Origin of the sequence: Pseudidiomarina gelatinasegens (assembly GCF_004025325.1) — a bacterium.
Taxonomy (GTDB): domain Bacteria; phylum Pseudomonadota; class Gammaproteobacteria; order Enterobacterales; family Alteromonadaceae; genus Pseudidiomarina; species Pseudidiomarina gelatinasegens.
On sequence record NZ_RSFE01000004.1, the window covers coordinates 58,166 to 69,964 of the forward strand.

The 11,799-nt window shown below is 48.3% G+C and carries 14 protein-coding genes; 5 read left to right on the top strand and 9 right to left on the bottom strand.

Going from position 1 to position 11,799, the window contains the following annotated elements:
* Positions 1–89 precede the first annotated feature (89 nt).
* From EGC76_RS06265 to dolP, 4 genes are read left to right on the top strand one after another with little or no spacing between them, the layout of a single operon-like run.
* The gene (locus EGC76_RS06265; protein WP_128352150.1) at positions 90–1,937 is read left to right on the top strand and encodes a penicillin-binding protein activator; all 1,848 of its coding nucleotides are present in this window, start codon (positions 90–92) and stop codon (positions 1,935–1,937) included.
* A 38-nt stretch (positions 1,938–1,975) separates the two neighbouring features.
* Complete coding sequence (locus EGC76_RS06270) at positions 1,976–2,326, top strand: YraN family protein (RefSeq protein WP_128352151.1); 351 nt, start codon at positions 1,976–1,978, stop codon at positions 2,324–2,326.
* 9 nt (positions 2,327–2,335) lie between these two features.
* Complete coding sequence (locus EGC76_RS06275) at positions 2,336–2,908, top strand: SIS domain-containing protein (RefSeq protein WP_128352152.1); 573 nt, start codon at positions 2,336–2,338, stop codon at positions 2,906–2,908.
* Complete coding sequence (dolP, locus tag EGC76_RS06280; protein ID WP_128352153.1) at positions 2,905–3,480, top strand: division/outer membrane stress-associated lipid-binding lipoprotein; 576 nt, start codon at positions 2,905–2,907, stop codon at positions 3,478–3,480. The genes EGC76_RS06275 and dolP overlap by 4 nt, the downstream gene beginning before the upstream one ends.
* Positions 3,481–3,486: 6 nt before the next feature.
* Here the strand turns inward: dolP and EGC76_RS06285 are convergent, their stop codons facing one another.
* From EGC76_RS06285 to zapE, 9 genes are all read right to left on the bottom strand, one after another.
* Complete coding sequence (locus EGC76_RS06285; RefSeq protein ID WP_164876813.1) at positions 3,487–3,954, bottom strand: ClpXP protease specificity-enhancing factor; 468 nt, start codon at positions 3,952–3,954, stop codon at positions 3,487–3,489.
* A gap of 11 nt (positions 3,955–3,965) precedes the next feature.
* Positions 3,966–4,595 (bottom strand): stringent starvation protein SspA, encoded by a 630-nt coding sequence (sspA, locus tag EGC76_RS06290; protein WP_128352155.1) that lies wholly within the window; start codon positions 4,593–4,595, stop codon positions 3,966–3,968.
* Between the two features lie 17 nt (positions 4,596–4,612).
* The gene (locus EGC76_RS06295; protein WP_128352358.1) at positions 4,613–5,359 is read right to left on the bottom strand and encodes a cytochrome c1; all 747 of its coding nucleotides are present in this window, start codon (positions 5,357–5,359) and stop codon (positions 4,613–4,615) included.
* A complete protein-coding gene (locus EGC76_RS06300) occupies positions 5,359–6,621 on the bottom strand; it encodes a cytochrome b (protein WP_128352156.1) in 1,263 nt (420 codons plus the stop codon). The genes EGC76_RS06295 and EGC76_RS06300 overlap by 1 nt, the downstream gene beginning before the upstream one ends.
* Positions 6,621–7,211, bottom strand: coding sequence for a ubiquinol-cytochrome c reductase iron-sulfur subunit (gene petA, locus EGC76_RS06305; RefSeq protein ID WP_128352157.1), 591 nt, complete (start codon positions 7,209–7,211; stop codon positions 6,621–6,623). The genes EGC76_RS06300 and petA overlap by 1 nt, the downstream gene beginning before the upstream one ends.
* A 206-nt stretch (positions 7,212–7,417) precedes the next feature.
* A complete protein-coding gene (gene rpsI / locus EGC76_RS06310; RefSeq protein ID WP_128352158.1) occupies positions 7,418–7,810 on the bottom strand; it encodes a 30S ribosomal protein S9 in 393 nt (130 codons plus the stop codon).
* Positions 7,811–7,827: 17 nt separating this feature from the next.
* Positions 7,828–8,256, bottom strand: a complete 429-nt coding sequence (gene rplM, locus EGC76_RS06315; RefSeq protein ID WP_128352159.1) for a 50S ribosomal protein L13 — start codon at positions 8,254–8,256, stop codon at positions 7,828–7,830.
* Positions 8,257–8,568: 312 nt separating this feature from the next.
* A complete protein-coding gene (locus tag EGC76_RS06320) occupies positions 8,569–10,122 on the bottom strand; it encodes a Na/Pi cotransporter family protein (protein ID WP_128352160.1) in 1,554 nt (517 codons plus the stop codon).
* The gene (gene zapE, locus EGC76_RS06325) at positions 10,119–11,240 is read right to left on the bottom strand and encodes a cell division protein ZapE (protein WP_128352161.1); all 1,122 of its coding nucleotides are present in this window, start codon (positions 11,238–11,240) and stop codon (positions 10,119–10,121) included. The genes EGC76_RS06320 and zapE overlap by 4 nt, the downstream gene beginning before the upstream one ends.
* A gap of 76 nt (positions 11,241–11,316) precedes the next feature.
* Here zapE and EGC76_RS06330 point away from each other — a divergent pair, with 76 nt between their 5' ends.
* Positions 11,317–11,733: a Z-ring associated ZapG family protein gene (locus tag EGC76_RS06330; RefSeq protein WP_128352162.1), complete on the top strand. Its 417-nt coding sequence runs from the start codon at positions 11,317–11,319 to the stop codon at positions 11,731–11,733.
* Positions 11,734–11,799 lie beyond the last annotated feature (66 nt).

Genomic DNA, 11,799 nt, shown 5'->3' on the forward strand with positions numbered 1-11,799 from the left:
CCCCTTGTAAGAACCACACAGCTCCGTTGTTTAGGTGTGCCGTACGGTTTATAGTATGACCCATTGATGAAACTATTGGTGGATCAGAAATGACGGCTGCTATTGTGCCAAAGAAGTTGCTGCTGTGCATGGTTATTGTTGCACTAACAGCATGTTCTTCCGGCCCGCGTTCAGGGTCAGAACAACCGCAAACACGCGGTGACGATACCGATTTTATTGCGGTGCCATTAACTGAGCAAGATCGCTCTGCGTCTAGCTGGTTGGCTAATGCACGATTGCTAGAGGGTGCTGCGCAAGTGGATGCCTTATTGCAAGCAGCAGCAACCTTTCAACGTGACGAGCAGTGGCAACAAAGTGCAGTGGTTATTGCCCAAGTGCAACGCCACTTTGAGCCACAAGCCTTGAGTGCGGAGCAGCAGCAACTTGTAGCTTTACTGGAAGCCCGCTTCGCTGCATATGAAGGCCGTTGGACCTATGCCGAGCAATTATTGCAACCGTTGTTAACACCACGCTTATCGCAAGATTATCCGGAGCAAACACTTGAACTTGCCTTGCAAGCAGCGCGCGCACAGCGGCATTGGCAACAGGCTGCGCGGTATCAGTTACAGCTGGTTAATGTGGTACCGGAACATATTGAACCGACCGAAGTTTGGGCAGTATTGAAACAGGTTACCGACCCGAACGCGGTGGTTTTGCCACCAAGCTCTCAACGCAGCCGATTGGTGGCGGGATGGGTGCAACTAATGACAGCCTTGCATGAAATCAGCGCCACCCCGAATCAATTCGATGCCATTTTAAGTCAGTGGCAGCAGAACTTTGCTGATCATCCCGGTCAATTCGTGGTGGACAATCTAACTGCACTTACCGCTCAGCCCCGTAATCAGGTTTTAGTATTACTGCCGCTAACTGGCCAATACCAAGAACAAGGCAATGCGGTACGCGACGGTATCATCAAAGCATTAACGCGCCAGCCGCAGGTTAAGGCTGTGTTTATTGATACCAATCAGCTCGATTTCGCGGCCTTGCCTGAACTACTGCAGCAGCATCAAGCAAGCATGCTTTTAGGGCCATTATTGAAACCCAATGTTGCTGCCATTGATGTCAGTACGCTGCCAGAGGACTTACCGTGGCTAACGCTCAATGAGCCGGAAACCGGCTTTGTAGCAGTGCATGGCTTGCAACATTTCTTCGCATTGGATACCGAAACTGAAATTAAACAAGCCGCTGCATATATGGCACAGCGTGGGCATCGGCACCCGGTTGTATTAGCACCGGCTACTAATCGGGGCCAACAGCAAGCTGAGCTTTTCAAACAAGCATGGCAAGCGCAGTTTGCGGATGACACCAGTATTGCGTTGGGTAGCTATCGGAATACCGAAGAAATGAAATCAGCAGTGCAAGACCAGCTTGGTGTTACCACCAGTGAAGCACGTATCTACCAAGTGAAGATTGCGGCTGGCAAGATTATTGTTGAGTCACAAGCGCGCAGCCGAGCAGATATAGATTCAGTTTATTTGGTTGGTGGAATTGAACAAACGCGCCTGTTGAAACCATTTATTGACGTAAATATTTCGCCGTTTATGAAAGCGCTACCCGTGTATGCCAACTCCGGTAGCCACACCCTACGCAATGATCTTAGCGAAAACGACTTAGACAATGTGCGTTTTACTGAAGCTCCTTGGTTGCTGCCTGGTCATAGCGAAAGCGAGGTTCTGGAAGAGCTTTTAGCGATGCGCACTGGCTGGGGCTATAGCACTGCGCGGCTTGTAGCATTTGGTCACGATGCACTATTGTTAAGTCAGCGTTTACCGCTACTGCAAACAATGCCTGGCATATCCGCCAAAGGGTTAACTGGCGAATTACAGGTTACCGATGAGCAAGTAACGCGAAAACTTAATTGGGCACGCTTCAAAGGGCACGAAGTCGTAGCCGAGTAACTAAAAACTCAGTAACATCGACAGGTTAAGGACATGGAATGTCACGCAAGGATATGGGAAATCAGGGCGAAGAAATTGCCCGCGCGCTGCTTGAGCGGAATGGTTTAGATCATGTACAAAGCAATTTTCGCTGTGACATGGGCGAAATTGATTTAATTATGCGAGATGGCGACGCTTGGGTGTTTATTGAGGTAAAATCTCGAAGCAACGAAAGATTTGCGAGTGTGGTTGAACAGATTACCGCAGATCAATGTCAAAGAATTCGACGTTGCGCGCAACTCTTTTTAATTCAGCAAAACTTAAATGAGCATGTTACTTTCATGCGTTTTGACATCGTAGCCATTGTGATGGACTTTGAACAAGCCCAATGGTTGCAGGATGCATTTTGAAGAGGCTATATGCAAGACCCAATAAAAACCTTATTTACTGAGTGCATTCAAACCCAAATTGCGGCAGCAGATATGCTGCAAGAGCCGCTCGAAAGCGCTGCTAACTTATTGGTTGGGTCGTTACTGCAGGGTCGCAAGATCTATTGTTGTGGCGAAAGCCTGGCACACGCTACGTCACGCCATTTTGCCCACATCATGTTAACTGGCTTAAGTTTTGAGCGGCCGCCCTTTCCGGTTACCTCGTTACATGCCGATTATGGTGCTAAAGAACATACCCGTATGTTCGCCCAGCAAATTCAAGCAGTGGGGCAAGCAAATGATGTGTTAATGGTATTCAATGCCTGTGAACGCGCACCGCGTGTAAGCGCAGCCATGGAAGCCGCATTGAGTCGTGAGATGCTTATTATTGCAATAACGCACAATAGCGATACGGACATCGCTGGCCTACTTGGCCCTGAGGATGTCGAGATAAGGATACCGACCAGCAACAGCGCGCGAGCTAGTGAGCACTTACTACAGATTTCAAATATGCTGTGTACCATTATCGAACATCGTATTTTTCCACAGGAGACAGATTCATGAGCAACCGTCGGAAATTGATTCGTACCACGTTTCTTAGCGCCCTTCTTACGGTGACGTTAAGCGGTTGTGCGGCAGCCTTAGTGGGCGCCACAGCGGTGGGTATTTCTGCGGCGACGGATACCCGAAGTGTAGGCACGCAAATTGATGATCAAACCATTGAAGTACGCGTGATTACAGCGTTAAAAAATGACGATCGAATGGATGACTCACGCGTGCAAGTAGTTTCATTTAATCGTTCGGTATTGCTGCTGGGTCAGGTAACTAACAGCTCACTGCGCGAACTTGCCAGCCATATTGTTCGCAATACCAAGGGCGTCGACCGTGTGCACAACGAACTTCAGGTTGCACCAGTTATCTCATTTGGGCAGATCAGCAAAGACACGTACATTACGAGCAAAATAAAGGCTAAATTCGTTGCTAACGATAAGATTAAAGTAAGTGATATTAAGGTCGTTACAGAAAATGGTGAGGTTGCACTAATGGGCTTGGTAGACCGTGATATTGCGCAGCTCGCTATTGATATCGCGCGCAACATTAATGGGGTTACACGCGTTATCGACGCATTCGAATAACACGTTTTATTTTACAACGCGCAAATGCGAGCCTGACGACTTCTTCTTGGTTGCTTTAGATTTTGATTTGGGTTCGCTTTGCGCCGATTCCTTGTCTTCATCAATTTCTGAAGACAACTGCTCCGACGATTGCTCGAGCGTGGTTACACTTGGGGTGTCGTAATAAGGTTCTGGTTCAAATACTGACCCAGCACCGTTCTCACGAGCATACAGTGCTAATATTGCACCCATAGGTACAATCACCCGATGCGGGTTGCCAGAAAACCGGGCGTTAAATTGCACCGATTCGTTGTCGACAACAAAATTTGTAACCGCAGTTGGGGAAATATTAAGAATAATCTGACCGTCTTGCACAAACTGCCACGGCACCTGACAGCCAGGATAATCCGCATCAACCACTAGGTGTGGTGTTACTTGATTATCGATTATCCACTCATACACCGCCCGCACTAAGTACGGACGGCGTGGTGTCATCTCTTGGTCACTCACCGACCTAAGTCTCGCTCATTCTCGGTGAGGGATTCCTGGAATGATTCGCGCTCAAACACACGAACCATGTAGGCTTTTACTTCTTTCGCGCCGGCACCTTCTAACTCGATACCATACAATGGCAAACGCCATAACAATGGAGCGAGATAGCAATCAACCAAGCTAAACTCTTCACTCATGAAGAAAGGTGAGTCTGCAAACAATGGTGCCAGCGATAAAATACCTTCGCGTAGCTCCTGACGTGCTGCTTCAGCACCTTTACCACCAGCTCTAATTTTTTCCGCAAGCGCATACCAATCACGATCAATACGGTACATCATTAAGCGGCTGGTACCCCGTGCAACAGGGTACACCGGCATTAATGGCGGGTGCGGGAAACGTTCATCAAGGTACTCCATGATGATATGAGCGTTATAAAGCACTAACTCGCGATCAACCAGTGTCGGCAATGAGTCCGCATATGGGTTAAGTTGCATTAAGTCTTCCGGACGGTTATCCGGGTCAACAAATGTTATCTCAACACCAACGCCTTTCTCTGCAAGCACGATACGCGTTTGATGGCTGCGTAAGTCATTTACGCCCGAATATAAGGTCATTACTGACCGTTTGTTTGCCGCAACCGACATGTTGTTCTCCATAAAGCTTATTTCACGTCCTTAAAGAATTCACGTTTCAGCAGTATCGCGAAAATCAAAAAGACTAATAGGAAACCGAACACGTACCAGCCAATGCGCTTCTGTTGCAACATCATTGGTTCACCTGTGTAAACCAAGAAATTGGTCAAATCAAGCGCAGCTTGGTCGTATTCAGCTTCAGTCAACATACCGCTGCCATCGGCTTTGATACCTACATAAACGTCCTGCATTTCGCCGTCGATCATACGCTGTTCAGTTGTTTTACGCGGCACACCTTGCAGTTCCTGCAATGCATGCGGCATACCAACCGCTGGAAATACTGCATTGTTCACGCCAAATGGACGGCTTTCGTCTACATAAAATGAACGCAAGTAGGTGTAAATCCAGTCAGCACCACGAACGCGTGAAACCAGCGTTAAGTCTGGAGCTGTTGTACCAAACCAATTACCTGCATCTTCGGCAGTCATGGCGTTGGTTACTAAGTCACCGACTTTTTCGCCTGTAAATTGTAAGTTCTCGACCCCTAATTCTTCAGGAATCTCTAGGTCTTTGAACGTGCGGTTGTAGCGTTGATACTGCATTGAGTGACAACCCAAGCAGTAGTTCATGAACAACTGTGCACCACGTTGCAATGACGCTTTGTCATGCAAGTCAACGTTCGCTTTATCCAGTGGAACCGTCGGGTCAGCTGCTAATGTTGCAACTGACCACAGTGATGCTGCTACCAGCAGAGTATTTTTAATAAACTGTTTCATCACTTAGTAATCCTCTCTGGAACTGGCTTCGTATTCTCGTTCTTACTGTAGAAGAACAAGACAACAAAGAACGCAAAGTACAAGAAGGTGAAGATACGCGCGAACATAGTGTAAACCTCAGTCGCTGGCTTCAGACCTAAGTAGCCAAGCGCGATGAAGCTGATCGCAAATACCGTCAGGTTCACTTTGTGAATGGTGCTACGGTAGCGAATTGAGCGTACTTTGCCGCGGTCAAGCCATGGCAATACGAACAAGGCGACGATAGCGCCAAACATCAAGATAACACCGAACAACTTATCTGGAACTGCACGCAAAATTGCATAGAACGGCGTGAAGTACCAAACAGGTGCTATATGCGCTGGCGTTTTCAGCGGGTTAGCCGCTTCAAAGTTTGGTGGCTCTAAGAACAGACCACCCATTGCCGGAGCAAAGAAGATGACGTAACAGAAGAAGAACAAGAAGATAGCAACGCCCACTAAGTCTTTCACGATGTAATACGGGAAGAATGGGAATGCATCAACAATGTCGTACTTCTTCGTGAAGCGCTCGTGGAACGTGAACTTCGGCTTCTCAGACTCTGGTACCGAGCCCTTAGGTTTCTTAATTGAAACACCTTCAGGGTTGTTCGAGCCAACTTCGTGCAATGCGATAATGTGCAAGAACACTAAGATAACCAAAACCAATGGCAAGGCAATAACATGCAATGCGAAGAAGCGGTTCAAGGTAGCGCCGGAAATGACATAGTCACCACGAATCCACAGCGTTAAGTCATCACCGATGATTGGAATTGCACCAAACAATGAAATGATTACCTGTGCACCCCAGTATGACATTTGGCCCCATGGCAACAAGTAGCCCATAAAGGCTTCAGCCATTAGCACCAAGAAGATCAGCATACCGAATACCCACAGCAATTCGCGTGGCTTCTGGTAGGAGCCGTACATCATGCCGCGGAACATGTGGAGGTACACCACCACAAAGAACGCTGACGCGCCGGTGGAGTGCATGTAGCGCAACAACCAGCCGTATTCAATGTCTCGCATGATGAATTCAACCGAGGCAAAGGCGCCTTCAGCTGATGGGACATAGTTCATCGTTAACCAGATACCAGTAAGAATCTGGTTCACTAAAACCAAAGTAGCCAGCACACCAAAGATGTACCAGAAGTTAAAGTTTTTCGGAGCAGGATACTGCGCTAAGTGGATATTCCACGTTTTGGTCATCGGAATACGTTCGTCAAACCATGCAATGAGCTTTTTCATTAGGCTTGTCCCCCGTCTTCACCGATTAAAATGGTTGTATCGCTGATGTAGTAATGCGGTGGAACAACCAAGTTATATGGCGCTGGAACACCTTGGAATACGCGACCGGCGATATCAAATACTGAACCATGACATGGACAGAAGAAGCCAGTCTCTGCACCTTCAACATATTCACCCATACCTTGGTCTAAAAACTGTGGTGAACAGCCTAGGTGGGTACAGATACCAACCGCCACAAAGAATTCTTCTTTGCGCGAGCGATGCAAGTTCTTTGCATACTCTGGTTGCTGTGGCTCGTCAGAATTCGGGTCACGAAGCTGATCGTTGACGGCTTCGAGCGACGCCAACATTTCTGGTGTACGACGCACAACCCAAACAGGTTGGCCACGCCATTCAACCCGAACCAATTGGCCCGGCTCAGCTTTTCCAATGTTCACTTCCACTGGGGCACCCGCGTTTTTTGCTTTTTCACTCGGGTTCCACGATGCAATGAAAGGAACGGCAACACCAACCGCGCCCGCTGCTCCAACGACAGATGTCGCGACAGTCAGAAAACGACGGCGGCCTTTATCTACAGGCGCATTGCTCATCCACTTACTCTCCAGTTTGGACGCTTCACGGGACTTTGCCGCGAAGTCAGTAATTAGCTGCTGCGTTAGGCCCACCCAAACAACTTGCGGGTGAGCGACAATAAAAAAATGCTCTCAGATGATAAAGAAATGCCCTGATTTTTACAAGGATAAAGACAAAAAACCCGGCACAAAGGCCGGGTTTTTGACGTACTCGAGCTTTCGAATTAACGCTTCGAGAACTGTGGACGCTTACGCGCTTTATGCAAGCCGACTTTCTTACGTTCAACTTGACGTGCGTCACGCGTTACATAACCCGCGCTACGCAAGTTGCTACGTAGAGTTTCGTCGTACTGCATCAGTGCACGGGTAATCCCGTGACGCACTGCGCCAGCTTGACCACTCGTACCACCACCTTTAACGGTGATGTACAAATCGAATTTTTCAACCATTTCTACCAACTCAAGCGGTTGACGAACAACCATACGAGCGGTATCACGGCTAAAGTATTCTTCTAAAGTGCGGTTATTGATGCTGATGTTGCCGCTGCCTGGACGCAAGAAAACGCGTGCAGTCGAGCTTTTGCGACGACCAGTACCGTAGTATTGATTCTGTGCCATAGTCTTCATGCTCCGTCTTAAATTTCAAGTTGTTTTGGTTGCTGAGCTACATGGTTGTGCTCTGCACCAGCGTACACTTTCAGTTTACGGAACATGGCACGACCTAGTGGACCACGAGGTAACATACCTTTCACCGCTTTCTGAATTACCATTTCTGGTTTCTTAGCAATCAACTTCTCGAAGCTGATTTCTTTGATACCGCCTGGGTAACCAGTGTGTGAATAGTAGATCTTGCCCTGTGCCTTACGGCCAGTAACAGTCACTTTCTCAGCGTTAACGATGATGATGTAATCACCAGTGTCTACGTGAGGAGTGTATTCAGGCTTATGCTTACCGCGCAAGCGTGTAGCAACTTCAGTCGCTAAACGACCTAAGGTTTTGCCTTCAGCGTCAATAACATACCAGTCACGTTGTACAGTTTCTGGTTTTGCAACAAATGTACTCATTGAAATTACTCTTTTCTTTAAGGTTCACGACAGTAGTTCCGGGCTTCCCCGCGAACCACAACAACCGCTGTGGTTGAGCCACTTAACGGTTAGTTGTACCTGTAACGTGGGCTGCGCGGATTATAGGGAAAAGTGATCGAAAGATCAACGGTGATGTTCGTTAATCGTTATTCGTTATTCGTTATTCGTTAATCGTTATTCGATCGCTGCGCTTGTCGTGCGCTGCGCTGCTCGTCCGTGCTGCGCACTATTCGAAGAGCGAAGCGTACGAACAGTGAGCAACGCGAACGGACGAATAACGAATAACGCTTTTCAGGCTTTCAGTGCTGCGATGATTTCGGCACTGCGTTCCCACAAGCTTGCAAGCTGGAACAACGCGGCGCCCTCAGTTGGCGACAACTCGTTCGCGGCGATATTCGTCAACCAGGTATGCCGCAGTAGGTTGCGCGTTGCGCGTATTGAACTTAATAGTGCCGACCAACTCGCTTCCGAACGGTCTTTCATGTCTGCGCCACTCAATAATTCAAGCAGTTGATTGCGCATATCATGATTGAGGCTAGCGTCGATATACTCCGGCTTAGCAGCGCGAAGTTTTTCGACGATATCGCGTAAATCAATTAAACGTGCATAGCTATTATGAAGCTCCGCCAGCTTTAGTGCTTCGTCACCATGCAATTGCTTTTCGCTGAGCAAATTAAGGTAAACCTTTATATGTCCAAGTAGCTCGCCCGTCGCGATGTCTTCTTCGGTATCAGTGTTTACTGCGTCATCACGTAGTAACGCTCTTAGGCGCATAATATATTGGCGCAAAACCCGGTTGAGTTCTTGCTGCGCGGCACCCAAACCCATGGCGGGAATTTGAAGTACAGTTTTATCCAGAAAGCGCGGCTCACCCGAGCGCAAAGGCGGTAGCCGATACCAACGCTCAACTTGGCGGAAAATTCGGTTATCCAGCAACCACATTAGCGCCAAGCCTAACACGTTGAACAATGTATGAAATACTGCAAGCCCTGAACTGATATTGGTGACTTGCTCACCACCAGAAAGCAATTCTGCGACCCACCATAAAGGGACCAATAACACCAGTGCAACTGCGCCAGTCACGCTGTTCATGAGAACATGTACCGCCGCCAAGCGTTTCGCGTGTGCGGTTGCGCCCACACTGGCCAGCAACGCCGTGATGGTGGTGCCAATATTGGCGCCAATCACCACAGCAGCACCGGCAAGTGGGCTAAAAACGCCACTGACTGAAGCCGTTAAAACAATTGCGAGTGCTGCTGAGGACGATTGCACCAGCGCGGTAAGCAACGCCCCTGCCGCTACGGCCACTAGCACACCTGCCACCCCGGTAACTTGCAATTGCTCGACCGGTAACACCGTTACCACTTGTTCAAATGCATCGCGCAGTGTATCTAGCCCGACAAACAATACACCGAACCCAGCAATCGCCGTGCCTACGTTGCCAGCAACTGAGTTTTTACGAACCAGCTGAATGAGCATGCCAAAACCAATAAGCGGCCAGGCAAAAACGCCAATATTGAGCTTAAGACCAATCAACGCGACTATCCACGCGGTCATGGTGGTACCTACGTTGCTGCCAAAAACCACCCACGCAGCTTCGCGCAACTTAAGCATGCCGGCGTTAGTAAAGCCGAGTAAAGCAACAACAACTGCACTGGATGATTGCACCAGGGCAGTCACGGTAAAACCTGACAAAGCGGCACGCATACGAGTTTGAGTGGAGCGTTCGAGGAAAGTTTGTAAATGGCTGCCAGCGGCAGCTTTCAAACCATCAGTGAGCAACTGCATACCGAGTAACAGTAGGCCTAGACCGCCAATTGCTAACGTCAGGTCAGTTAAAGTCATGGTTTGTGTGCGAGTCCTAAATATTCGTGACTTTGCATTTCAAGTAAGCGGCTGATGCAGCGCTTGAACTCAAAGTTAAGTCTGCCGTCGGTGTAAAGTGCATCAAGTTTCGTGGCCGCTGACATGATCAGTTTAACGCGTCGCTCATAAAACTCATCAACCAAGGCGATGAAACGACGCGCTGCGTCATCATTATGCGAACCCATTTGCGGTACATCACTAATCAGCACCGCGTGATAGCACTGTGCTAATTCAATATAGTCGTTCTGTGAGCGAGGGCCACCGCAGATTGCCTCAAATGAAAACAACACCACGTCATCACACTCCATCCGCACCGGAATCTTACGATTATTCACCGTAATGTAACCGTGCTCATCACGGTTGCAGTGGTCCGGCGCTAATTCGGTGAAGTATCGCTCAATATTGGCATCGGCTGCCGCGTCCGCTGGGGAGTGATAAATTTCAGCCTGCGTCAATGTGCGCAAGCGGTAGTCAATACCACTATCAACATTGATGATTTCACAATGTTGCTTAATCAGTTCAATCGCTGGCAAGAAACGCTGACGTTGTAAGCCGTTACGATATAACTCGTCCGGCACAATATTTGAGGTAGCTACAAGCACCACATTGCGTTTAAACAATTCCTGCATGAGTGTGCCCAAGATCATTGCGTCGGTAATGTCTTGTACGAAAAATTCATCAAAACATACCACCCGCGCCTCGGCCGCAAGCTTGTCAGCAATCAATGGCAACGGATCGCTACGCCCTTTGAGTTCTTTAAGCTCAGCATGCACGCGGTGCATAAAGCGATGAAAGTGGACACGTAGCTTCTGCTCAAATGGTAACGTTTCGTAAAAAGTATCGACTAAGTAGGTTTTACCGCGGCCAACACCGCCCCAGAAATAAATGCCCTTGGGTACCTTGGCGGTAGCACCAAACAGGCTTTTAATGGATTTTAAGAGACTGGGTTGCGTCGCTTGGTTATGAAATAAGACCAGTTCGTCGTAAAGGCGCTGCAAGGCTTCAACAGCGCGGCGTTGCGCCTCGTCTGGCGTGAAATTACCACTGTTAAGGTCCTGCTCATATTTTGAGATTGGCGTAAGCTTGTTCGTTGTCACTACCACTTCGACCCTTTTCTAGATTATGCTAGTAGGTGTTAGTTTATCATGCGAATTGCATTTTTAAGGAGTAATTATGAGCTGGATTATTGGAATTTTATTAGTCGTTGCCGGAGCAATTGTTGGTTTTTTTGCGGCGCGCTACTGGCTCGCGGAGCATTCGGATGAAGCAGAACTGAACGACCAAGTGACGCAAACCAAGCAACAGCTGGCTGATTACCGCCAAGAAGTCGCTGAACACCTTGCCACAGCGCAAGCGCTTGTCGGTCAGTTGGAAGAAACACAAGATAAGCTAAAAGCGTATCTACATCACAGCGCAGACTTATTGCAGCGCGAGCAAGAACAGCCAAGTCTGCCGTTTTTCGCTGAAGACACCATGCGCGAACTACGTATGGCCAATAAAATAAATAGCGAAAAGCGCAAGTCGGACGATAAAGCCGCAAGTGATATGCCGCGCGATTACAGCGATAAAAAATCAGGACTATTTAAGTAATTCAAAAGCGTTGTTCGTTGTTCGTGCGCTGCGCACGAATAACGAATTTACATCTTGAAACACATC

Coding starts and splice junctions, on each gene's coding strand:
- rplM (WP_128352159.1), bottom strand. CDS start 8,256: ATGAGTACATTTGTTGCAAAACCAGAAACTGTACAACGTGACTGGTAT.
- EGC76_RS06270 (WP_128352151.1), top strand. CDS start 1,976: ATGTCACGCAAGGATATGGGAAATCAGGGCGAAGAAATTGCCCGCGCG.
- EGC76_RS06320 (WP_128352160.1), bottom strand. CDS start 10,122: ATGACTTTAACTGACCTGACGTTAGCAATTGGCGGTCTAGGCCTACTG.
- EGC76_RS06265 (WP_128352150.1), top strand. CDS start 90: ATGACGGCTGCTATTGTGCCAAAGAAGTTGCTGCTGTGCATGGTTATT.
- sspA (WP_128352155.1), bottom strand. CDS start 4,595: ATGTCGGTTGCGGCAAACAAACGGTCAGTAATGACCTTATATTCGGGC.
- rpsI (WP_128352158.1), bottom strand. CDS start 7,810: ATGGCACAGAATCAATACTACGGTACTGGTCGTCGCAAAAGCTCGACT.
- EGC76_RS06295 (WP_128352358.1), bottom strand. CDS start 5,359: ATGAAACAGTTTATTAAAAATACTCTGCTGGTAGCAGCATCACTGTGG.
- EGC76_RS06275 (WP_128352152.1), top strand. CDS start 2,336: ATGCAAGACCCAATAAAAACCTTATTTACTGAGTGCATTCAAACCCAA.
- EGC76_RS06300 (WP_128352156.1), bottom strand. CDS start 6,621: ATGAAAAAGCTCATTGCATGGTTTGACGAACGTATTCCGATGACCAAA.
- EGC76_RS06330 (WP_128352162.1), top strand. CDS start 11,317: ATGAGCTGGATTATTGGAATTTTATTAGTCGTTGCCGGAGCAATTGTT.
- EGC76_RS06285 (WP_164876813.1), bottom strand. CDS start 3,954: ATGACACCACGCCGTCCGTACTTAGTGCGGGCGGTGTATGAGTGGATA.
- petA (WP_128352157.1), bottom strand. CDS start 7,211: ATGAGCAATGCGCCTGTAGATAAAGGCCGCCGTCGTTTTCTGACTGTC.
- dolP (WP_128352153.1), top strand. CDS start 2,905: ATGAGCAACCGTCGGAAATTGATTCGTACCACGTTTCTTAGCGCCCTT.